Origin of the sequence: Roseovarius sp. A46, from assembly GCF_004126395.1 — a bacterium.
Taxonomy (GTDB): domain Bacteria; phylum Pseudomonadota; class Alphaproteobacteria; order Rhodobacterales; family Rhodobacteraceae; genus Roseovarius; species Roseovarius nitratireducens.
In genome coordinates this window covers 60,594-82,186 of the sequence record NZ_PVWS01000001.1, presented here as the reverse complement: position 1 = coordinate 82,186, position 21,593 = coordinate 60,594, and the positions used below count along the sequence as shown (strand labels likewise).

General features: G+C 65.0%; 25 protein-coding genes. 12 read left to right on the top strand and 13 right to left on the bottom strand.

The window, feature by feature from the left end; genetic code table 11:
• Nucleotides 1-17: 17 nt before the first annotated feature.
• The 3 genes from flgK to C6W92_RS00400 are packed head-to-tail and all read left to right on the top strand — an operon-like array spanning nucleotide 18 to nucleotide 3,563.
• A complete protein-coding gene (gene flgK, locus C6W92_RS00410; RefSeq protein ID WP_129431111.1) occupies nucleotides 18-1,439 on the top strand; it encodes a flagellar hook-associated protein FlgK in 1,422 nt (473 codons plus the stop codon).
• A gap of 1 nt (nucleotide 1,440) precedes the next feature.
• Entirely contained in the window at nucleotides 1,441-2,451 is a 1,011-nt protein-coding gene (locus C6W92_RS00405) for a flagellin (protein ID WP_129431110.1), read from the top strand.
• Entirely contained in the window at nucleotides 2,448-3,563 is a 1,116-nt protein-coding gene (locus C6W92_RS00400) for a flagellar basal body P-ring protein FlgI (RefSeq protein ID WP_129431109.1), read from the top strand. The genes C6W92_RS00405 and C6W92_RS00400 overlap by 4 nt, the downstream gene beginning before the upstream one ends.
• A 6-nt stretch (nucleotides 3,564-3,569) precedes the next feature.
• Here C6W92_RS00400 and pncB read toward each other — a convergent pair whose 3' ends face one another.
• Together pncB and C6W92_RS00390 are read right to left on the bottom strand one after the other, a co-directional pair.
• Nucleotides 3,570-4,862 (bottom strand): nicotinate phosphoribosyltransferase, encoded by a 1,293-nt coding sequence (gene pncB, locus C6W92_RS00395; protein ID WP_129431108.1) that lies wholly within the window; start codon nucleotides 4,860-4,862, stop codon nucleotides 3,570-3,572.
• A gap of 36 nt (nucleotides 4,863-4,898) precedes the next feature.
• A complete protein-coding gene (locus tag C6W92_RS00390; RefSeq protein WP_129431107.1) occupies nucleotides 4,899-5,789 on the bottom strand; it encodes a LysR family transcriptional regulator in 891 nt (296 codons plus the stop codon).
• Nucleotides 5,790-5,885: 96 nt separating this feature from the next.
• Between C6W92_RS00390 and C6W92_RS00385 the strand changes: the two genes are divergently transcribed.
• The 3 genes from C6W92_RS00385 (at nucleotide 5,886) to C6W92_RS00375 (ending at nucleotide 9,874) form a co-directional block, all read left to right on the top strand.
• Nucleotides 5,886-6,902, top strand: a complete 1,017-nt coding sequence (locus tag C6W92_RS00385; RefSeq protein ID WP_129431106.1) for a D-cysteine desulfhydrase — start codon at nucleotides 5,886-5,888, stop codon at nucleotides 6,900-6,902.
• 110 nt (nucleotides 6,903-7,012) lie between these two features.
• A complete protein-coding gene (gene pheT / locus C6W92_RS00380; protein ID WP_129431105.1) occupies nucleotides 7,013-9,412 on the top strand; it encodes a phenylalanine--tRNA ligase subunit beta in 2,400 nt (799 codons plus the stop codon).
• A 15-nt stretch (nucleotides 9,413-9,427) separates the two neighbouring features.
• Nucleotides 9,428-9,874 carry a YtoQ family protein gene (locus C6W92_RS00375; protein WP_129431104.1) on the top strand — a complete coding sequence of 149 codons (447 nt, stop codon included), beginning with the start codon at nucleotides 9,428-9,430 and terminating at the stop codon, nucleotides 9,872-9,874.
• On the opposite strand, the gene C6W92_RS00370 is transcribed toward C6W92_RS00375, so the two are convergent.
• Nucleotides 9,871-10,284 (bottom strand): universal stress protein, encoded by a 414-nt coding sequence (locus C6W92_RS00370; RefSeq protein ID WP_129431103.1) that lies wholly within the window; start codon nucleotides 10,282-10,284, stop codon nucleotides 9,871-9,873. The two genes, C6W92_RS00375 and C6W92_RS00370, sit on opposite strands and share 4 nt — an antisense overlap.
• Before the next feature lie 154 nt (nucleotides 10,285-10,438).
• Here C6W92_RS00370 and C6W92_RS00365 point away from each other — a divergent pair, with 154 nt between their 5' ends.
• Nucleotides 10,439-11,662, top strand: coding sequence for an MFS transporter (locus C6W92_RS00365; protein WP_129431102.1), 1,224 nt, complete (start codon nucleotides 10,439-10,441; stop codon nucleotides 11,660-11,662).
• Here the strand turns inward: C6W92_RS00365 and C6W92_RS00360 are convergent.
• Genes C6W92_RS00360 through C6W92_RS00350 form a run of 3 tightly spaced genes read right to left on the bottom strand, consistent with a single transcriptional unit; the run spans nucleotide 11,645 to nucleotide 13,934 of the window.
• Nucleotides 11,645-12,241 (bottom strand): Smr/MutS family protein, encoded by a 597-nt coding sequence (locus C6W92_RS00360; RefSeq protein WP_129431101.1) that lies wholly within the window; start codon nucleotides 12,239-12,241, stop codon nucleotides 11,645-11,647. The two genes, C6W92_RS00365 and C6W92_RS00360, sit on opposite strands and share 18 nt — an antisense overlap.
• The gene (locus tag C6W92_RS00355; RefSeq protein ID WP_129431100.1) at nucleotides 12,238-13,278 is read right to left on the bottom strand and encodes a murein transglycosylase A; all 1,041 of its coding nucleotides are present in this window, start codon (nucleotides 13,276-13,278) and stop codon (nucleotides 12,238-12,240) included. Before C6W92_RS00355 ends, C6W92_RS00360 begins: the two co-directional genes overlap by 4 nt.
• Entirely contained in the window at nucleotides 13,275-13,934 is a 660-nt protein-coding gene (locus C6W92_RS00350; RefSeq protein ID WP_129431099.1) for a Tim44/TimA family putative adaptor protein, read from the bottom strand. Before C6W92_RS00350 ends, C6W92_RS00355 begins: the two co-directional genes overlap by 4 nt.
• Nucleotides 13,935-14,042: 108 nt before the next feature.
• On the opposite strand from C6W92_RS00350, the gene C6W92_RS00345 reads away from it, so the two are divergent.
• Together C6W92_RS00345 and secB are read left to right on the top strand one after the other, a co-directional pair.
• Nucleotides 14,043-14,504 (top strand): FxsA family protein, encoded by a 462-nt coding sequence (locus C6W92_RS00345; RefSeq protein WP_129431098.1) that lies wholly within the window; start codon nucleotides 14,043-14,045, stop codon nucleotides 14,502-14,504.
• Between the two features lie 57 nt (nucleotides 14,505-14,561).
• Nucleotides 14,562-15,071 carry a protein-export chaperone SecB gene (gene secB / locus C6W92_RS00340; RefSeq protein WP_129431097.1) on the top strand — a complete coding sequence of 170 codons (510 nt, stop codon included), beginning with the start codon at nucleotides 14,562-14,564 and terminating at the stop codon, nucleotides 15,069-15,071.
• Nucleotides 15,072-15,109: 38 nt separating this feature from the next.
• Here the strand turns inward: secB and C6W92_RS00335 are convergent, their stop codons facing one another.
• Genes C6W92_RS00335 through C6W92_RS00320 form a run of 4 tightly spaced genes read right to left on the bottom strand, consistent with a single transcriptional unit; the run spans nucleotide 15,110 to nucleotide 17,382 of the window.
• Nucleotides 15,110-15,550, bottom strand: coding sequence for a MarR family transcriptional regulator (locus tag C6W92_RS00335; protein WP_104019977.1), 441 nt, complete (start codon nucleotides 15,548-15,550; stop codon nucleotides 15,110-15,112).
• Nucleotides 15,551-16,381 (bottom strand): carbon-nitrogen hydrolase family protein, encoded by an 831-nt coding sequence (locus tag C6W92_RS00330; protein WP_129431096.1) that lies wholly within the window; start codon nucleotides 16,379-16,381, stop codon nucleotides 15,551-15,553.
• Nucleotides 16,382-16,384: 3 nt separating this feature from the next.
• Nucleotides 16,385-16,642, bottom strand: a complete 258-nt coding sequence (gene grxC, locus C6W92_RS00325; RefSeq protein WP_104019975.1) for a glutaredoxin 3 — start codon at nucleotides 16,640-16,642, stop codon at nucleotides 16,385-16,387.
• 29 nt (nucleotides 16,643-16,671) lie between these two features.
• The gene (locus C6W92_RS00320; protein ID WP_241691031.1) at nucleotides 16,672-17,382 is read right to left on the bottom strand and encodes a double zinc ribbon domain-containing protein; all 711 of its coding nucleotides are present in this window, start codon (nucleotides 17,380-17,382) and stop codon (nucleotides 16,672-16,674) included.
• Between the two features lie 35 nt (nucleotides 17,383-17,417).
• On the opposite strand from C6W92_RS00320, the gene C6W92_RS00315 reads away from it, so the two are divergent.
• Entirely contained in the window at nucleotides 17,418-18,236 is an 819-nt protein-coding gene (locus C6W92_RS00315; RefSeq protein WP_129431094.1) for a methyltransferase domain-containing protein, read from the top strand.
• A 56-nt stretch (nucleotides 18,237-18,292) separates the two neighbouring features.
• Entirely contained in the window at nucleotides 18,293-19,357 is a 1,065-nt protein-coding gene (gene hemH / locus C6W92_RS00310) for a ferrochelatase (protein ID WP_129431093.1), read from the top strand.
• Nucleotides 19,358-19,433: 76 nt separating this feature from the next.
• Here hemH and C6W92_RS00305 read toward each other — a convergent pair whose 3' ends face one another.
• Both C6W92_RS00305 and C6W92_RS00300 read right to left on the bottom strand, forming a co-directional pair.
• Nucleotides 19,434-19,622, bottom strand: coding sequence for a hypothetical protein (locus C6W92_RS00305; RefSeq protein WP_129431092.1), 189 nt, complete (start codon nucleotides 19,620-19,622; stop codon nucleotides 19,434-19,436).
• 141 nt (nucleotides 19,623-19,763) lie between these two features.
• Entirely contained in the window at nucleotides 19,764-20,366 is a 603-nt protein-coding gene (locus tag C6W92_RS00300) for a L,D-transpeptidase (RefSeq protein ID WP_129431091.1), read from the bottom strand.
• Between the two features lie 169 nt (nucleotides 20,367-20,535).
• Between C6W92_RS00300 and C6W92_RS00295 the strand changes: the two genes are divergently transcribed.
• Entirely contained in the window at nucleotides 20,536-21,051 is a 516-nt protein-coding gene (locus C6W92_RS00295) for a CAP domain-containing protein (RefSeq protein ID WP_129431090.1), read from the top strand.
• Here C6W92_RS00295 and C6W92_RS00290 read toward each other — a convergent pair whose 3' ends face one another.
• Nucleotides 21,052-21,552, bottom strand: a complete 501-nt coding sequence (locus C6W92_RS00290) for a L,D-transpeptidase family protein (RefSeq protein WP_129431089.1) — start codon at nucleotides 21,550-21,552, stop codon at nucleotides 21,052-21,054.
• Between the last annotated feature and the right edge of the window lie 41 nt (nucleotides 21,553-21,593).

The window sequence follows — 21,593 nt, the reverse complement described above, 5'->3', positions numbered from 1 at the left end:
CGTAAAGGTCCAGACCGATGTCCATATCCGCCGCCTTCAACAGTGCCCTGAGCGGGCTAAACGCAAGCTCGCGGTTGACCGACGTGATCTCGGGCAATCTCGCGAATGCGCTCACGCCCGGTTATGCCCCGCGCGAGCTTGGCCTGCAGGCGCAAGGCACACGCGGCGGTGTGGAAGTGACTGGCGTGACACGCCACGTCGATCCGGTGCTTCTCGGAGATCGACGACTTGCCGACAGCGCGCTGGCCGATGCACAAACGCGCGCCGGCTTTGCCGCCTCCATCGAGCGTGCGCTGGGTCTGCCGGGCGAGGGCGGCAGCATTGTGGACCGGCTCGCCGCATTCGAGGCGGCCATCGTCTCGGCCTCGTCCAGGCCCGAGGACGATACGCGGCTGGGCGCGGTGCAGAACGAGGCGACGGCGCTCGGCGCGGCGCTGAACGGCGCGGCACGGCAGGTCGAGACCCTGCGCAGCCGGGCCGATGCCGATATCTCCGATACCGTTGAACGGCTCAATACCGGCCTTGCGCGGGTGGCCGAGATCAACACGCAAATCGTCGTCGAGCGATCCTCGGGCCACGACACGGCATCGCTCGAGGATCGACGGCAGCAGGCGATCGACTCGATCTCCGAGCTGGTGCCCATCCGGCAACTTGAGCGGTCTCGAGGAGAGATCGCCCTGGTTTCTACCGGCGGTGCGCTGCTGCTCGACGGGCGCCCGGCGCAAATCGGCTTCGAGGCGACACCGCTGGTGGCGGCGCACATGACGGTGCAGAACGGGCTCCTCTCCGGGCTCGAGATCGGCGGGTACCCGGTGCCAACCGGCACGGGCGGCCCGCTCGCAGGCGGACGGCTTGCGGCGCTCATCGACAACCGCGACGCGCTCGGGCTCGACGCGCAACGCGGGCTCGATACGCTCGCCCGCGACCTCGTCGAGCGGGTCGAGAGCCTCACTCCGCCACCATCACCAGGGGTCTTCACCGATGCCGGAGCCCGCTTCGACCCCGCGACCGAGGCGGGGCTCGCCGGGCGGATCACGGTCAACCCCGCGGTCGATCCCGAGCGTGGCGGCGCGCTCTTCCGGCTACGCGTCGGACCGGATGCCGCGAGCCCCGGGACCCCGGCGGACGCCCCGTATCTCGCAGCGCTCGGCAATGTGCTGTCGGCGCGCCAGGCACCGGCACCGGGCGAGGTGCAGCGTGATCTCTCCGGTCATGCCGCCCAGCTCTCGAGCCGGGTCGCGCAGGCACGGCTGACGGCCGAGAATACGGCAAGCTTTGCCGCCGGGCAGGCCGGAGAACTGCGCGAGCTGGAACTGCGCGGCGGCGTGGATAGCGATGCAGAGTTGCAGCGGCTGTTGCTCGTGGAGCAGGCCTTCTCGGCCAATGCCCGCATGATCCAGACGCTCGACGACATGATGCAAACCCTTCTGAGGATATGACATGGCCCTGCAATCAATCGGTGATCTCGCCCAAGGCTTCGTTTTGCGACAGCAGGGCGCACATCTTGCCCGCGAGACGGCCCGCCTGACCCACGAGGTGTCGACGGGCCGCACCACGGACACCGCGAAGCACGTGTCCGGCAATCTTGTTCCTCTGGCGGATGTCGAGCGGGCGCTCACCCTAGCGGATGCGCATCGGGACGTGGCGCGAATCGCTTCGGTGGATGCGGAAATCATGCAGACGGCGCTCGGCCGCGTAGCGGAGAGCGGCGAGGCGCTTGCCCAAGCGGCACTCACAGCCGATTCGGTCAGCGGAGCGATACAATCTACCGTCCTCGCACAGGGCGCGCGCGCCGCCCTGTCGACGATGATCGGGGCGCTCAACACCACCTCGGCGGGCCGCGCCCTGTTCGGCGGCGACCTGGCTGATCGCTCCCCACTCGCCGATACCGACACGCTTTTGCAGGAACTGCGCACGGTGCTGACCGCAGCCCCAGACGCAACCACATTGCGGAGCGAGCTTGATGCCTTCTTCGATGCACCGGGCGGCGGGTTCTCCACGGTGGTCTATCGGGGTGGACAGGCACCGGCGGCGGCTTTTGCGCTCGGTGCGGGAGAGACCGTCGCGCTGCGCATCCACGCAGACGATGCCGCACTGCGAGGCCAGATCAAGCAGGCGGCGATGCTATCACTTCTCGACGACCCGGCTCTCGCGCTCGGCCGCGAAGACCGCGCCGCCCTTGTCCGCGACATGGGGACGGGGCTTCTCTCCGGGCAGGACGGGGTAACGCGGCTGCGCGCGCAGCTCGGCTTTGCCGAGGAGCGGATCGCGCAGGCCCGGAGCCGGATCGACGCCGAGATCACAAGCCTTGGGATAGCGCGCAACGATCTCGTCTCGGTAGATATCTTCGATAGCGCGACGGCGCTCGAACAGGTGCAGTCTCAACTGGAGACACTCTATACCATCACAGCGCGCACCGCGCGCCTCAATCTCGCGAGTTTCCTGTCATGACGCCGCCGTTGCGCACGATCCTGGCCTTGTTGCTGATGTGCCTCACGACAGTCCATGCCGCCGGCGCCGGTACGGTCCGGATCAAGGACCTTGTGGAGTTCGACGGGGTGCGCGGCAACGATCTGCTTGGCTACGGGCTAGTCGTCGGGCTCAACGGAAGCGGCGACGTCCTGCGCAACTCGCCCTTCACCGAGGAGCTCATGTCCAACATTCTCGAGCGGCTCGGGATCAATGTCACAGGCGAGCAGTTCCGCCCCAAGAATGTCGCCGCCGTGCTCGTCACCGCGGCGCTGCCACCGTTTGCCCGCGCAGGTAGCCAGATCGACGTTACGGTTTCGGCCATCGGCGATGCCAAGAGCCTGCTGGGCGGCACGCTGGTAATGACGCCGCTCAACGCCGCGGACGGCCAGATCTATGCCGTGGCACAGGGCACGATCATCGCCGGAGGAGCGTCTGCCGAGGGCGAGGCGGGTAGCGTTGTGCAGGGCGTGCCGACATCGGGAACCATCCCTTCCGGGGCTCGGGTCGAGCGCGAGGTCGATTTCGATTTCGCAGGGTTGGAAAGCCTGCGGCTCGCGCTGCGCGAACCGGATTTCACCACCGCGGCCCGAATCGAGCGCGCGATCAACGGAGTCGTGGGCCGGCCCGTGGCGCTGATGCTCGATTCTGGCACCGTGCGGCTCGATATCACGGAGATGCGCGCGCGCTCGCCCGCACATGCGCTCGGCCGGGTAGAGAATCTGATGGTCGAGCCGCAGCGCAAGGCACGGGTCGTGGTCGACCAGAGATCGGGCACCATCGTGATGGGACAGGATGTGCGCATCTCGCGCGTCGCGGTCTCGCAGGGCAACCTGACCCTGCGCATCCAGGAGACCCCGCTCGCCATCCAGCCCAACCCGTTCGCACGGGGCGAGACGGTGGTTGTGCCGCGCACCGAGGCCGAGATCGACGAAGAACCGGGCATCGGCCTGGCGGAGGTGCCCGAGGGCACCTCGCTCGCCGAGGTGATCGCCGGGCTGAACGCGCTCGGCGTCGCGCCGCGCGACATGATCGACATTCTCAAAAGCATAAAGGCCGCTGGCGCCCTGCACGCCGAGTTCATCGTTCGCTGAGCGCGCTCAGACCACCACGTCGATCTCGGTCTGCGCGCCGACATCGAAGACCCGGCGATAACGGGCAATCTCATCCGGCGGTCCCATCGCCTTGCGGGGATTGTCCGATAGCTTCACGGTCGGGTGCCCCTCGGCAGAAACGGCCTTGCAGACAAGCGAGAAGGGCGCGAGTGCATCGTCACGGGTGAGACCCCGAAAATCGTTGGTAAGCAGCGTGCCCCAGCCGAAGGACGTGCGCACTCGGCCCGCGAAACGCTGGTGAAGTTCGGAAATGCGTTCCACGTCCAGCCCGTCGGAGAAGATGATCATCTTGTCGCGGGGGTCTTCGCCATGCGCTTTCCACCACTCGATCGCGGCCTCTGCCGCCTCGTCGGGCTGACCGGAATCGATACGGATACCCGTCCAGCCTGCGAGCCAATCAGGCGCGTGCCGCAGGAATCCCTCGGTGCCGAACGTGTCGGGCAGGATGATGCGAAGGTTGCCATCGTGCTCCTCGTGCCAATCGGCGAGCACCTTGTAGGGTGCGCGGGCAAGCTCGGCGTCGGTCTGTGCAAGTGCGGCATAAACCATCGGCAATTCGTGCGCGTTGGTGCCAATCGCCTCAAGATCGCGATTCTTGGCGATCAGGCAGTTCGAGGTGCCGACGAAGCCGTCGCCAAGCCCCTCGCGCATGGCCTGCACGCACCAGTCCTGCCAGAGAAAGGAATGCCGCCGCCGCGTGCCAAAATCGGCGATGCGAAGGCCCTCGAGAGGGCGCAGGAGTTCGACCTTTTCCCACAGCTTGGTCATGGCGCGGGCATAGAGCACCTGAAGCTCGAATTTCTTCATCTTGCCGAGCACGGCGCGCGCCCGAAGCTCCATCAGCACGGCAAGCGCGGGGATTTCCCACAGCATGACCTCGGGCCACGTGCCCTCGAAGGTGAGCTCGTACTGACCGTCGCGCCGCTCGAGGTGATAGGGCGGCAGACGCAACCCCTCGAACCAGTCCATGAACTCGGGTGTGAACATCTGGCGTTTACCATAGAAGGTATTGCCGCGCATCCACGTGCTCTCGCCGCGCGAGAGCGACAAGGTGCGGATATGATCCAGTTGTTCGCGCAATTCGCCCTCGTCCACGAGATCGGCAAGCCGGACCGAGGTGGTGCGGTTGATAAGCGAGAAGGTCACGTTCGTGTCGGGCCTGTTCCGGCGCACCGTCTGGCACATCAGCAGCTTGTAGAAATCGGTATCGATGAGCGAGCGGACGATGGGATCCATCTTCCAGCGGTGGTTGTAGACACGGGTGGCGATATCGACCATCGGGCGGCCTCCGGGCTGGGCAACGCGACGCTTAAATCAAAGCGGTGCCGTGGGTGCAAGACTGAGCGTGTCGGCCAGCCTCTGCCAGTCGTCCTCCCAGCCGCTGCCCTCGATGCCGGGCAGGCGGATCATCCATATCTCCATGTCCAGCGCCGGAACGTCGCGACCGAGATGGACGAGCCGTCCCGCTGACAGGTCGTCGCGTGCCATGGATTCGGGCAACCACGCCACCCCGATCCCCCGCCGTGCGTACTCGTGTGCGGCCAGCGTGAGCGCCGTCTCGGCGCAGCGGCGCAACCGCCGGTCCGGCCCTATCCGCGGCAAGAGCGCCCGGTCCATCACCTGCCCGAGAAAGACATCGCCGGGATAGCCGATATAGCGAAAGTCAGATCCGAGAGGCAGGTCGGGTGCGGCTACCGGGATGAGCCGCTCGGGGCCGAGCGACACGCGCTCGAACGCGCCGCCGAGGGCGAGCGGCGCAATCTGGGGCACATCGTATACCACAGCGAGATCGGCCTCGGCGGCGAGGAGCCGCAGCAGGCAATCCTCGCGGTTCTCCGAGCGCACGCGCACGGGCCGCGCCTGTCCCTCGGTCAGCGCGGCAACGATGGCCGGGGAATGGGTGGTGGTGATCGCGTGCTGGCAAGCCAGCGTCAGACCCCGCGCGCCGCCGCTCTGTGCCAACCCGTCGCGCAACTGGCGCAGTTGCGCCGCGAGGCTACGCATCGCAGGCAGGTGGGGCACGATCTCGGGCAGGAGCGTCAGCGGTTTGTGGCGGCGCTCAAAGAGCGGCACGCCGAGCGCAGCCTCTATTACACGCAGCCGTCGGGTGAGCGCCGGCTGGCTGACATGGCGCAACTCGGCGGCGCGCGCCAGCGATCCAGCATCGGCCACGGCGAGGATATCATCAAGCCACTCCAGACGCATATTGCATATCTCGCATAATCCTTGGCAGGATTGGCATTGGACGGGCAAAATGTCACGCCATAATATCCCTCAAACGCATATTACCTGGAGGCCGCCATGCATCTCGCCCGCTTTCCCCGCCACTTTCTCGCGCACCTGCCCACGCCGCTCGAACGGCTCGACCGGCTGAGCGCCGAGCTGGGCGGCCCGGAAATCTGGATCAAGCGCGACGATTGCACCGGCCTCAGCACCGGGGGCAACAAGACCCGCAAGCTCGAGTTCCTGATGGCCGAGGCCGAGGCGCAAGGCGCCGACATGGTGATGACCCAGGGTGCCACGCAATCCAACCACGCGCGGCAGACCGCCGCCTTCGCCGCCAAGATGGGGATGGATTGTCACATCCTGCTGGAGGATCGGACCGGCTCGAACAACGCCAACTACAATAACAACGGCAATGTCCTGCTCGATCATCTGCACGGTGCCACGACCGAAAAGCGCTCTGGCGGCGGCGACATGAATGCCGAGATGGAGAAGGTGGCCGAGCGTTTCCGCGCCGAAGGGCGGAAGGTTTATACTATCCCCGGCGGCGGGTCGAACCCCACCGGCGCGCTCGGCTATGTCAACTGCGCGTTCGAGATGCTGGGGCAGTTCAATGACCGGGGCCTCAAGGTCGATCACATCGTTCACGCCACCGGCAGCGCCGGTACGCAGGCGGGGCTGGTTACGGGACTGAAGGCAATGAACGCGCAAATCCCGCTCCTTGGCATCGGGGTGCGCGCGCCCAAGCCCAAGCAGGAGGAGAACGTCTATAACCTCGCGTGTGCGACGGCGGAAAAGCTGGGCTGTCCGGGCGTGGTCAATCGCGAGGACGTGGTCGCCAATACCGATTACGTGGGCGAAGGCTATGGCATCCCCACCGAAAGCGGTATCGAGGCGATCCGCATGTTCGCGGAACTCGAAGCGATCCTGCTCGACCCGGTCTATTCCGCCAAGGGCGCGGCAGGCTTCATCGACCTGATCCGCAAAGGCCATTTCAAGAAGGGCGAGCGCGTGGTGTTCCTGCATACCGGGGGCGCGGTCGCGCTCTTCGGATACGACAACGCCTTCGACTTCTCGGGGCGCTGGACAAGCTGAACCCGCCCACCACCGACGCAAGAGGAAAGCCCCGCCTCGAAGCGGGGTTTTCCATGCCCGCCATATCCGCTAAAGCGCGGAGTGACCCGGCATTGCAGGCGGAAAGATCCATGAAATTCACACTGTCCTGGCTAAAAGATCACCTCGACACCACGGCGACCGTGGACGAGATCGTCGAGACGCTGACCGATCTCGGCCTCGAGGTGGAAAGCGTGAGCGACCCGGCGGCACGGCTGCACGATTTCACCATCGGCAAGGTGATCAGCGCCGAAAAGCATCCCGATGCAGACAAGCTACGGGTCTGCCAGGTGGCGACCGCTGCGGGCGAGACGCAAATCATCTGCGGTGCGCCCAACGCGCGCGAGGGCATTACCGTGGTCATCGCCAGTCCCGGCGTCTACGTGCCGGGCATCGACACCACCATCGGCGTGGGCAAGATCCGCGGCATCGAGAGCCACGGCATGATGTGCTCGGAGCGTGAGATGGAGCTCTCGGACGAGCATGAAGGCATTATCGAACTGCCCTCGGGCGAAGTAGGTGAGCGCTTTACCGACTGGCTGGCGGAAAACGCCCCGGCCAAGGTGGACCCGGTGATCGAGATCGCCATCACGCCGAACCGGCCCGACGCGCTCGGCGTGCGGGGGATCGCGCGCGATCTGGCGGCGCGGGGTCTTGGCACGCTGCGGCCCGCCGCGACGGCGGATATCGAGGGGCAGTTCACCTGCCCCGTCGGCATTACCATCGATGAGGACACGGCCGAGGGCGGCTGTCACGTCTTTGCCGGGCGTCTAATCCGTGGGGTGCAGAACGGCCCCTCGCCCGCCTGGCTTCAGGACCGTCTGCGCGCCATCGGGCTGCGGCCCATCTCGGCGCTGGTCGATATCACCAATTTCTTTACCTATGACCGCAACCGCCCGCTCCACGTCTTTGACGCGGACAAGATGGCGGGCAATCTGCGGGTGCATCGCACCAAGGGTGGCGAAACGCTGACCGGCCTCGACGAGAAGGAGTATACCTTTGGCCCTGGCCAGGTGGTGATCTCTGACGACACCGGCATCGAGAGCATCGGCGGTATCATGGGCGGGCTGGCGACCGGTTGCACGGGCGAGACGGTCAATGTGTTTCTCGAGGCAGCGGTTTGGGACCATATCCAGATCGCGATGACCGGCCGCGCGCTGCGGATCAATTCCGACGCGCGCTATCGCAACGAGCGCGGCATCGACCCGGCCTTCAACATGGAGGGACTGGACCTCGCAACCCAGATGATCCTTGATCTGTGCGGTGGCACCCCTTCCAACAGGGTGGTGGCTGGAAAAGTACCAGACACGGCCCGCGCCTACCGGCTCGATCCCGCGCGGGTGCGCTCGCTCGTCGGCATGGAGATCCCCGAAAGTGATCAGCGCCAAACCTTGACGGCGCTCGGCTTTCGGCTCGAGGGCAGCATGGCGCATGTGCCGAGCTGGCGGCCCGACATCATGGGCGAGGCGGACCTCGTCGAGGAGGTGGCACGGATCGCGTCGCTCACGCGGCTGGAGGGGCGACCAATGGCCCGGGTGCAGCCGGGAGTGCCCAAGCCGATCCTCAGCCCGATGCAGAAGCGTACACAGATCGCGCGGCGCAGCGCGGCAGCGCTCGGCTACAACGAATGCGTTACCTACAGCTTCATCGACCGCGAGGCGGCGGCGCTCTTCGGCGGGGGCGGTGACGCCAGCCGGCTCGCCAACCCGATCAGTTCCGAGATGAGCCATTTGCGCCCGGCGTTGCTGCCCGGCCTGTTGCAGGCGGCGGCGCGCAACCAGGCGCGCGGGATCATGGACATGGCACTGTTCGAGGTGGGACACGTCTTTCATGGTGGCGAGCCGGACGAACAGAGCCTGCTGGTGAGCGGTATCCTCGTGGGCCAGACCAGTCCCAAGAACGTACATGGCGGCGCGCGCGCCGCCGATCTCTACGACGCCAAGGCCGATGCCGAAGCGATCCTCGCGGGCATGGGCGCACCGGCCAAGGTGCAGATCCTGCGCGGGCCGGGCGACTGGTGGCACCCGGGGCGGCACGGCATGATCTGCCTCGGGCCTAAAAAGGTGCTGGGCGTGTTTGGCGAGTTGCACCCGCGCGTTCTGCACGCGCTCGACGTGAAGGGGCCAGTCGTCGCCTACACGCTCTACCCGCAAGAAATCCCGCTGCCGCGCAACACATCAGCCTCACGCGGTGCGCTTGGGATCAGCGATCTTCAGGCCGTCGAACGCGACTTCGCCTTCGTGGTGGATGCCGGGATCGAGGCGGCGACGCTGGTCAATGCCGCAACAGGGGCAGACAAGGCGCTCATTGAGCGTGTGCGTGTCTTTGACGAGTTCATCGGCGGCAGCCTGGGCGAAGGCAAGAAATCGCTCGCCGTGACGGTGCGGATGCAGCCGCGTGAGAAGACGCTTACCGAGGCCGAGATCGAGGCGGTTTCGGCCCGGATCGTCGAGAAGGTGCAGAAAGCCACGGGCGGCGTGCTACGCGGCTGACAAGGGGAGGAACGGATGCTGAGAATCTATCTTTCGGGCGAGATCCACACCGACTGGCGCGACCGGATCATCGCCGGGGCCAAGGAGCTCGATGTCGAGTTTTCGGGCCCGGTGACAGATCATGCGGCGAGCGACGATTGCGGGGTCGCGATCCTAGGGGACGAGGCGGACAAGTACTGGCACGATCACAAGGGCGCGATGGTCAACGCCATCCGCACGCGCAAGGGGATCGCGGACGCCGATATCGTGGTGGTCCGCTTCGGCGACAAGTACAAACAGTGGAACGCCGCCTTTGACGCGGGCTATGCCGCGGCGCTTGGCAAGTCGCTGATCATCCTGCAACCGCCCGAACATGACCACGCGCTCAAGGAGGTGGACGCCGCCGCGCTCGCCGTGGCGCGGGAGCCAGAGCAGGTCGTCGATATCCTGAGATACGTTCTGGACGGCACGCTGCGCGGTTAGCTGCGCACCACGTAGACCGAGCATTCGGCATGAGTCACGACATGGCTTGCCGTGGTGCCGAGCAGGTAGTCCTGCACCTTGGGGTTGGCCGATTCCATCACGATCAGATCGACCTTGCGCTCGTCGGCGAGCTTGACGATCTGGCGGTGCACCGCGCCCTTGCGCACGATCAATTCCACATCGACGCCATCAGCCGGGTGGGCGGCCACGAATTTCTTGAGCTCCTCACCCCAGTAAACGTCTGAATTATAGATGTTCATGTTGCGCTCGATCTCGGGCGCGACGGTGGCCACGATGAGCTTGGCCCCGCGCCGCTGCGCCATTTCCACCGCCTCGCTATAGGCGTTGTACTCAACCTTCACGTGGCGCAGGTTGACGGGACATAGGATAAGGTGAGTCTGGCGGGGCATGGGGCCTCCGGAATTTGCGCTATGGCGGGACGCTATCAGATTCATCGGTGTCCCGCGCCCCTGTTGCGACCCATCACGGGCAGTGGCGACCTGCAGCGGCGGATCAGCGGCAGTTTCCACTTTCCTTCCCCGGAATTTCGCGCGACGAAACCTCATGCCGATTCTCGCATTTCTTCGCGATAACGCGCCGTGGCTCACGGCGGGGGTTCTGCTCACCTTTCTGTCGAGCTTTGGTCAAACCTATTTCATCTCGGTTTTTGCCGGAGAAATCCGAGGCGTGTTCGATCTCAGCCACGGGCAATGGGGGGGTATCTATAGCCTCGGCACCACCGCATCGGCATTGGCGATGGTATGGGCCGGGGGGCTGACGGACCTGTTTCGCGTGCGCGTTCTTGCGCCCATAGTGCTCATCGCGATGATGCTGGCCTGTCTCGCGATGGCACTCAACCCGGTGTGGTGGCTCTTGCCCGTGGTCGTCTTTGCGCTGCGTTTCACCGGGCAAGGGATGATGAGCCACCTCGCCGTGGTGGCGATGGCGCGCTGGTTCGTGGCCAGCCGGGGCAAGGCCCTGTCGGTGGCGACACTGGGCAACGCGCTCGGCGAGGCGATCCTGCCGCTGACATTCGCGTCGCTGCTCATCGCGCATGACTGGCGCAGCCTTTGGATCGTGGCGTCAGCGATCGCGATCCTCGGCGTCCCGTTCCTGCTGCTATTGCTGCGGCGCGAACGCACACCACAAAGCTGGGCGCAGAGCAGCCAATCGCTCGGGATGGACGGGCGGCACTGGACGCGGGGCGAGGCGCTGGGGCATTTCCTGTTCTGGTTCATGGTCCCGGCGCTGCTCGGGCCCTCGGCCTTCAACACGGCGTTCTTCTTTCACCAGGTGCATATCGCCGAGGTCAAGCAGGTCACGCATGTGGAACTGGTCGCGATGTTTCCGCTGTATACCGCGATCAGCATCGGCGCGATGGTGACCGCGGGCCTCATGCTCGACCGGCTGGGCACGCCGCGCGTGCTGCCCTTCATCCAGATCCCGATGGTCGCCGCGTTCCTGCTGTTCTCGGTCTCCGAGGGACCGCTCCTGCTGCTTGCAGGTTTCGTCATGCTGGCGCTTACTACCGGCGCCAACAGCGTGGTGCCCAACGCGTTCTGGGCGGAATTCTATGGCAGCGCGCATATGGGTCGGATCAAGGCGATGGCCGCCGCGATCATGGTTCTCGGCTCGGCGATCGGCCCGGGTATCACCGGGCTGGCGATCGACCTCGGTATCGGGATCGAAGCGCAGTTCGTCATTATCGCCGGCTATTTCGCCTTTACCACGGTGATGATGATGATCGGCGTGGCCCGCGCGCGACCGGCGCTAGCGCCGACGCCGTAGATAGACGTAATAGGCCCCACCTCCACCGTGGCGGATATGCGCCTCGGTCACCTGCAACACCAGCGGCCCAAGCGGCGGAAGGCGCAGCCATTGCGGCACGTTGTGGCGCAGCACGCCGTGACGCACCGGGATCGGTCCGCCACCGTCGCGATCCTTGCCCTTGCCGGTGACGACGAGCACCAGCCGCTTGCCCGCGCCATGCGCGCGCAGCATGAAACCGACGAGTGCGCCATGCGCCTGATCGAGGGTCATGCCGTGCAGGTCGAGCTTGGCCTCAGGGCTGAGCTTGCCCCGCTTGAGCCGTTGGAAAGACTTGCGATCCATCGCCACGGGCGCCGAGGCAATCCTCTCGGCGATACCCGGCAGAACATCGTGACGCGAGTCGTCGCCCTGCGCCGCCGCGCCCAAGCGGAACCGAGGGAGGGAGAGGCTCTCCTCGGGGGGCGGGTTAGCCGTCTTCGGCGCGCTGGCGGGCGTCATTGTCGTCTGCTTGCGCCTTCGGCCGAGCGGCTCGGTACGGCGTGCGACCTCTTGCCAGAGCGCCATCTCGTCGGGACGCAATTGACGCTTGCGGGTCATTGGAACGGGTCCGTGAGCATGGCATAGGCCCGCTGGATCGGCATGAGCACCAGCATCCGCCCGCCATCGCGCAGTTTTCCGGCCCGTCGGCCCGCCGCGTCGCCGGTACCGAAGAAGATGTCCGCGCGTTGCGGTCCGTTGATGGCCGAGCCTGTATCCTGCGCGATCATCAGGCGGTGCATTGGGTCGCGCCCATCCTTTTCGATCCAGACCGGCGCGCCCAGGGGCACATGGCCCGGATCGATCGCGATCGTGCGCCCCGGTGTCACCGAGCGATTCATCGCACCCAAGGGGCCGCGCTCGGGCGGCACTTCGTCGATCCGGCGAAAGAACACGTAGGAGGGGTTGTGAAAAAGCAGCTCCTTGCCGGCGACGGAATTGCGCCGCACCCAGTTCTTGATGACCTGCGCCGAGACCTGGTGGGCCTTGTAGATGCCCCGCTGCACAAGCTCGACCCCGATGGAGCGGTAAGGATGGCCGTTCGACCCCGCATATCCCACCCGGATCACGCGTCCGTCGGGCAGGCGAATGCGTCCCGATCCCTGGATCTGGAGAAAAAACAGCTCCACCGGGTCGTCCACCCAGGCGATCTCAAGGCCCCGCCCTGCCATCACGTTGCTGGAGAGAATCTCGCGGCGCGAGAGCCAGACGCTCGCGTCCCGTGCCTCTGGTGGCATCCGGTAGACGGGATGGCGATAGCGCCCGTCAGGACGAAGGGAGCCGGAGAGCTCGGGCTCGAAATAGCCGGTGAACAATGCCGGCCTGCCATCGCTGATGAGGACGGGACGGAAGAACAACTCGAAGAAGGTGCGCGGTTCTGGTCCCGTCTGCGCCAGCGCGCAGAGCGCCTGCCAATCCGCCCCCGTCATGTCGGGGCATGTCTCGAGGAACACCGACAGCGCGGCGGCGTGATCGTCATTGGGCCATCGCGGCAGGTCGGAAAAATCGGCGACCTCGTGGCGGATATCCGCCGCCGTGGCCGGACCGGCCGACGACAGCGCCAGCATGAGAAGTATCGCGCGAAGCGCCCCGGTCATTCGCCCGTTGCGACGAGCCGCCAGTTTGGATCACCCGCACCCATGATGCGCTCGTAGGTCCAACTGTCCTTCTGCCGCTTGCTACGCCCCGGCTCGCCCTCGACGATCTCGCCGTTGGCGTTGCGCACCACGGTGATGAGCTCACCGACATAGTGCACGTCGATTTCGGCGCGGCGGGCGTCGGCGTCAAAGCGGGCATCGGCGATGGATATATGTCGGGTGCCGATGAATTCCGCCTCAACCGTCAGCCCTTGTTGCTGGCGCGCGTCCACGACCTCGGCAAAGGCTTCGTAGACATCGGGCGACAGGAAGGGCGTTACCTCGTCGAGCGTGCCTCGCTCGAAGGCCATGAGAATCATCTCGTAGGCACCGCGGGCGCCTTGAAGAAAATCGGTCACGCCGAAGTCAGGTTCGATGCGCTTCATCTCGGCCAGCGCGGCGGCGGCGTCGGAATCTTCGGGGACGTTGTCGGTGATGTCACGGTCAGGGCCACCTTCGATGACCTCGAACCCATGCCTCTCGGCGGCCCTTTCGACGGGTTTGGTGCGCGGGGTGCCCTCAAAGCCGTCCCGCGTGCCGAGAACGCTCTTCAGCCGAAGGATGAGAAAAATGGCGATGCCAGCGAGCACCAGCAATTGCAGGATCGGCGAATTCATGAGCACCTCTTGTCGTGCGGGGCATGGCAGGCTGTCTCTTGCGTCCTTATGTAGGTGACGCAAGGGGCCAAGTCCACCACAAGGCTCTTGAAAGGAAGGGGTGTGCCAATGTGGCTTCTGATTGCGTTCATCATCGTGCCGCTGATCGAGATCGCACTGTTCATCGAAGTTGGCGGGGCAATCGGTCTGTGGCCGACGCTGGCGGTCGTGGTGCTGACCGCCGTGATCGGCACCGCGCTCTTGCGCCGGCAAGGGTTGGCCGAGATGAATCGGTTGCGCGCCGCGCTTGACGGACATGGTGATCCGTCGGCGCCGCTGGTGCATGGCGCGATGATACTGTTTGCCGGGGCGCTGCTGCTGACGCCGGGGTTCTTTACCGATGCGGTCGGCTTTGCATTGCTGCTGCCCCCGGTTCGCAACTTCGTCTTTGCCCAGATACGCGAGCGGATCGTGGTTCACGGCACGCGCGGTGGCGATGGCGGTAACCCGGCCCGGCCCGACATCATCGAAGGCGACTACGAGACCATCGACCCGGCCGAGCGCGGCACCTCTGGCTGGACAAGGCATTGAGGCCGATACAACCGCCTGCTAAGCACTGCCGCAGCCAATTTTCACCAGGAGACACCGATGGCCGATCAGGATAACGGCGCCGACCAACAGACAACCGACGGTGCAACGGCACCGCAGATGCGGATGCAGATTCTCACGCAGTTCGTGCGCGATCTCTCGTTCGAGAACGTACTTGCTCAGCGGGGCACCGGCGGCGAGGTCCAGCCCGATGTGCAGGTATCCGTCAATCTCGATGCCAAGAAGCGATCCACGGAGCATCAGTTCGAGGTGGCGTGCAAGCTTAACGTCACCTCGCGGAACAAGGAAAGCCAGGAGGTGCTGTTCGTCATGGAGATGGAGTATGTGGGCGTGTTCCACATCGAGGGCGTGCCCGACGACCAAATCCATCCCTACCTGCTGATCGAGTGTCCGCGCCAGATCTTCCCGTTCATGCGCCGCATCGTGAGCGACGTGACCCGCGACGGCGGATTCCCGCCGCTCAACCTCGAAAGCATAGATTTCGTACAGCTTTACCGGCAGGAAATCGCGCGCAGGCAGGCTGCGCAATCCCAGACCTCCGACGCCTGAGCCGCGACGCCGGGCCCCGGCGTCGCGGGGCCCGGCATTCAGCCCTCAAGCTTGGCGCGCAACTCACGCAGTACCGGCAGGCTCGAACGCACGCGATCCTCACCGAGATCGGCAATCAGGTCCGACACCATCGGGGTAATGGCCGATAGGGCGGCGTCACGCGCCATGCGCCCGGGGCGGCTGATCGAGACCATCTTGCGACGCGCATCCTCCCAGTCGGGGCGGATATGGACGTACCCCGCCCACTCTAGCTTGGACAACGTGTTGGTCATGGCGCCGCGCGTGACGTGAAAGCTCTTGGCCAGTTGCGCCGGGCTGCGCTCTTCGCCGGTTCTGGCCAGGTGGTTGAGCACCGCAAAATGCGAGATTTCCATTCCCTTGGGCAGAACACGGCTGAGCCGCGAGCGAATCAGTTGATCGTTCGTCAGGATCTCGCTGAAAAGCGCGACCGCGAGGGAATTGCTCTGCGTCTCTTCCATTCAGGGGCCATCGAAATCCCGGTCATGGCGCAGCGACGGCACGCGCCTGCGAGCTTGTGCCACCTCCGAGAGGTCGAGATCAACCGTGATGATCCCCGCCTCGGTGCCACCATCGGCGATCACCTCGCCCCACGGACCGATCACAAGACTGTGCCCATGAGTGCGCCGCGCCTGCCCCCGGCTGGCCGTGTGGGTGCCGGTCTGCGCGGGCGCGAGCACGAAACACCCGGTCTCGATGGCACGCGCACGCAGCAGACTTTGCCAATGGGCGGCGCCGGTTACATGGGAAAACGCCGCCGGGACGGTCAGGATCTCGGCCCCCGCCTGCGCCAGCCGGCGATAGAGGTGGGGAAACCGCACGTCGTAACAGATGCTCAGCCCCATCTTGCCCCAGGGCGTGTCAGACAGCACCGCGCGGGTGCCGGGGCGAAAGCCGTCGGATTCGCGATACGTCTCCTCGGGGCTCACATCCACGTCGAACATGTGAATCTTGTCATAGCGCGCGCGGATCGCGCCATCGTCCCCGATGAGGAAAGACCGGTTGGCAAAGCGCCCGTCGGGATCATGGGTCTTGAGCGCGAGAGAGCCGATGAGCAGCCAAACCCCGAGCCGTTCCGCCTCTGCGCGCAGCGCGGCCAGCGTGGGGTCGTCCGATTCGTGGTTCAGAACCGCCCGTTGATGGGTGCGGCTGGTCGAGACGCAATTCGTCACCTCCGGCGTCAGAATGATCTCGGCCCCGTCCGCCGCCGCGTCCCCCATCCACGCACGCACCACGGCGAGGTTCTCAACGGGATCATCGCTCGACGTGAGTTGTAGAAGCGCGGCGCGCATGACTCACCCCTGCAAAAGCGTGTCGAGCTTGCCCGCACGATCGAGCGCATAAAGCTCATCGCAGCCGCCGACATGGGTCTCGCCAATAAAGATTTGCGGCACAGTGTGGCGACCGCTCGCGCGACCCATCATCTCGGCCTTGCGCTTGGGTTGTGCAAGCACGTTGATTTCTGAGAAGGCGGCTCCCTTCTGTTTCAGGAGCCGCTTGGCAGCATGGCAGAAGCCACAAAGCGGTGAGGTGTATATCTCGATCTGGGGCATGTGTCGTCCTGTCCTGTTCTGACAGGAACTTAGGCATCCCTGACAGCGCGCGCCAGTGCGAGAATGCACACATCCTCCGCCCCGGCCGCGAAACACGCCTGTGCCGCCGCCGAGAAGGTTGCGCCCGATGTCATCACGTCATCCACCAGGAGCACGCGCGCGCCGCGCACCGCATCGGCATGGCGCGAGTTGGGGCGGATCGCACCGTCGAGCGTCGCGTGGCGTGCGGCCCGGTCGAGCCCCTTGAGGCTCCGCGTTCGCCGCTGCCGGAACAAGAGATCGGGCACATTTGTCAGCCCGGTTTCCCGCGCAAGCGCATGCGACAGCAGCGCCGACTGGTTGAATCGCCGCGTGAGCAACCGTGTCCAATGCAGCGGCACCGGCGCGATCAACATGCCGGGCAAGAGCATCGGCTGCGCGCTCCGCGCGAGCCACTTGCCAGCGGGATGGGCCACGTCGTGCCGGTCGCCATGCTTGAGCGCCAGCGTCAGACGCCGCCCATTCGCGTCATAGCGCAGCGCCGCCCGCCCGCGCGTCCAGGGCCGCGCGCTGACAAGGCAATCGTCGCAGTGCTCCGTATCCGCGCCCGCATCGCCGGGCAGCGGCGCCCCGCACAGGTCGCATGCCAGCCCGGTGATGAACGGCGTGTCACGCCAGCACGCCCCGCACAGGCCGAACGCATCATCCACCGCCACGCCGCACAGCGTGCAGCGCGGCGGATAGACGAGACGAACTGCCATTTGTAAAGCCGGGTGCGCCATTCTATTTTCCCCCCATGAGCCAAGCCAAGCTGACCGACCGCCCCGCCCTCTTGCGCCAGCGCGCCCGTGCGCTGCGTGCACCCGTGACATTCCTGCACGAACTTGCCGCCGAGGAGATCGAGGATCGGCTGCGGATGGTTAACAGATCCTTTACGGCTCCGGCCCTCATCACCGGTTTTCCAGATTTCTGGCGGGCGCGGCATACGGATGCGACCGTGGTCGCGGATGACGAGACGCTGACGCTGCGGCCCGGGGCGCATGATCTGGTGATCCATGCGTTGTGCCTGCACTGGGCGGACGACCCGGTGGGACAACTTGTGCAGGCGCGCCGCGCGCTTTGCCCGGACGGGCTCATGCTCGCAGTGCTGTTCGGCGGGGGCAGCCTGCAGGAATTGCGCGCCGCGCTTGCGCAGGCCGAGGCGGACGTGACCGGGGGTCTGTCGCCGCGCGTCCTGCCGATGGGGGATATCCGCGATCTCGGCGCGCTGTTGCAGCGCGCCGGGTTTGCGCTGCCGGTGGCCGACAGGCTGCCGCTCGACCTGCGCTATGCGGACGCGCTCGCGCTCATGCGCGAGCTGCGCGCCATGGGCGAGACCAACGCGATGGACGCGCGCCCGCGTGGTGCGCTGCGGCGCGACGTACTGGCACGGGCTTGCGACATCTACGCGCGGGACTTCGCCCATCCCGAGGGCGGGGTCCGCGTCAGCGCCGAGATGGTCTTTCTGACCGGCTGGGCCCCGGACCCGAGCCAGCCGCAGCCGCTACGTCCCGGATCGGCCGCCGCACGGCTGGCGGATGCGCTGGAAACACGGGAAAATCCCCTCGAAGATTGACCTCGCTTGCGTAACCGTTATGTCAACGGTGATCCGTGCAAAGGAACCTCTGCGCCATGCTTGATGCCAGCCGCGACGCGACGCGACCCAGCCACGCCCCCACCGACCACCCCAAGGTGCCACGCGCCAGGACCGGCATTCTGTTGGCCAATCTCGGCACGCCGGATCACTACAGCTATTGGCCAATGCGCCGTTATCTCAACGAGTTTCTTTCGGATCGCCGTGTGATCGACTACGCGCCGTGGAAATGGCAGCCGCTGTTGCAGCTTGTCATCCTCAGCAAGCGACCGTTCACCTCGGGCGCCGCCTACAAGTCGATCTGGAACGAGGAAAAGGGCGAGAGCCCACTGATGACCATCACGCGCGATCAGACCGAGAAGCTCGCACATGCAATGAAGGCGCGGTATGGCGACGACGTGATGGTCGATTTCTGCATGCGCTATGGCAGCCCATCCACGAAATCCAAGGTGCGCGCGCTGACCGAGGCGGGTTGCACCCGCATCCTGTTCTTCCCGCTCTATCCGCATTACGCGGGCGCCACCTCGGCCACGGCCAACGATCAATTCTTCCGCGCGCTGATGCAGGAGACATGGCAGCCGGTGGCGCGGGTGGTCGAGCCCTATTTCGAGCATCCGCTCTATATCGAGGCGCTCGCGCAGTCTGTGGAGCGCGCTTATGACAAGGCGGAGACGCGGCCGGAGATTCTGGTCGTGTCCTATCACGGGATGCCCAAGCGATACCTGATGCAGGGAGACCCGTATCACTGCCAGTGCCAGAAGACGACGCGGCTCTTGCGCGAGCGTCTCGGCTGGGAGCAGACGGAGATCACAACCACGTTCCAGTCGGTCTTTGGCCCGGAGGAATGGCTCAAACCCTACACGGTGAACGAGGTTGCCCGCCTCGCGCGCGAAGAGGGCAAGAAGCGCATCGCGGTGATGGCTCCTGCCTTTTCCGCCGATTGCATCGAGACGCTGGAAGAGATCAACGAGGAAATCCGCGAAAGCTTCGAGGAGGCGGGCGGAAAGGAATTCACCTACATTCCATGTCTCAACGATGACGAGGCGCATATCACGGCCCTGTCGGCCATCGTGGAAAAGAATCTCGCCGGTTGGCTCGATTGAACGTCACTGGCGGAATGCGGACATGAAAAAAGGCAGCACCGAAGCGCTGCCTTTTCTCTTGTTACGAAAAACCGGATCAGTCGGCGGCAACAACCGCGGCAACAATCGCCAGCAGCAGCAGCGGCACCCAGACGGCAGCGGCCGACGAGCTGGCGTTGGTTTCTTCGACGATGACCGGGGCCTCAACCATAGGCTCTTCCAGGTTTCCAGCGAAACCGGTGGATGCAGCGGCGGAAAAGGCGGCAGCGAGAACGAGTTTTTTCATCATAATCCTCCAAATGCGGGCTTGGTCATCACAGAAACGACCAAGCGCCCAAGACTTACCTCGTAACTTTTTCTAATCAGCAAATCGTGAAGAATGCAAACTCAACTTGCCACTTGATGCGCATTTGCCGCCGCGATTTTGTCAAATAAGCAACACCTGCGTGCCGACCTTGGTGAGCGCAAACAGCTCCTGGATGTGCTCGTTATAAAGCCCGATGCACCCGTTCGATGATCGCCGCCCGATCTTGCGCGTGTCATGCGTGCCGTGGATGCGGTAGTAGGTCCAGCCCAGATAGAGCGCGTGGGTGCCCAGCGGGTTGTCGGGCCCCGGTGGCACGTAGGCGGGCCAGTCGGGGTTACGCTTGAGCATCGACGGCGTGGGTCGCCAACTCGGCCCTACGACCTTGCGTACAACTCGTGTGCGGCCGCGGCGCGTTAGCTCATCGGTCAGCGGAACGGAGGACGGGTAGAGCTTGTAAGTCTCGCCGTCCTCGTCCCAGTAATGCACCGCCCGCGAATCGGTGTCGCAAAGGATCGCGCCATTCCGGAGGTTAGAGAAATAAGGCTTCCAGTCGAGCATGCGGAACGCCGAGATGTTGCGCCGTACCGACTCTGTGACCTCGCTCTCAATTTCGACCGTACCATCACCATCGACATTCTGGGCCAGCGCGGGCGCGCCGATCATTGCCGCGCTGCCGGCGAGAAATGCGCGCCGCTTCATCTTTTTCGGGATGTATGACGACATCGTTTTCACTCCACCTGCCTTGCCACCTTGGCGCATAATATATGGCTTTCAGGACGCAGTCGCAAATCAAACAAGCGCGAAAATGCTACATCAGGCTCATGCCGGTTTGAAAATGCGTGCAGGTCGGGCTAAAGCAGGTTTTCGTAACAGGCTCGGGTGGCACAGCAACATGATACGCGTATTCGTTCTTCTTATGGTCTCCGTTCTGGCCCTGTCGGCCTGCGCCGCACCGCCGTCGCCACCTCAGATGGGGCCCGACGGCAAGCCGCTGCCGCGGGTCTACCGGATATCGCCGGGCGATACCCGCGAGATCCGGTTTCGGATGCTGGATGCGGTCAATTCCCTGCGCGAGGCCGCCGGTGTCAGCCCGCTCGTTCTCGATGACAAGCTGACCGCCGCCGCCGCGACCCATTCCCGCGACATGTCGGTGCAGGAGCGCCCGTGGCATTTCGGCTCCGATGGCTCTTCACCGCTCGACCGGGTAAAGCGCGTCGGCTACCAGGGAGAATTCATCGGCGAGACGATCTCGGAGACCTACGAGAGCGAGCTCCAAACACTCGCCGCCTGGATGGAGGACGATGTCACGCGCCGCGTCATACTTTCGCCTGAGGCACGCCGAATGGGCTTTGCCTGGCACCAGGATCGGGGCGGCAAGCTGTGGTGGACGCTGACGCTCGGTGCCTGATCATCCATATAGGGTGATCGGCGTGCCGTTGCGGACCATGGCGTAGATATCCTCCATCTCGCGATTCTTGACCGAGATGCAGCCTGCGGTCCAATCCGACTTGAGAAATGCGAACGTCTTCGCCTCGCCGTGGATGAAGATGTCGCCCCCCGGGGACTTGCCGAGCAGACGGGCATAGGCGATGTCCGCCTCGTTGGGATAGGAGATGCCGAGCGAGAGGTGATAGGCGCTGTTGGGGTTGCGCCGGTCGATGAGATAATCGCCCTCCGGCGTCTTGCCGTCGCCCTCGAACTGCTTGTGACCGTCGGGCGCAAAGCCCAGGTCGATCTTGTAGCGTTTCAGCGTACTGCCTTGATGCAAAAGGAACATTTCGCGCGCGCCCTTGTCGACGATTACGCGGGTGACCTCGGGTCCGCGATAGGTGCGAAACTTCGATGGCCCGGCGCATCCTGCAAGCGCGGCGGCACCGGCGAGAAGGGTGAAACGTCTGGTGATATTCATGGGTTTGCCCACACTGCCGACCTCTGGATTTTTTTTCTGAA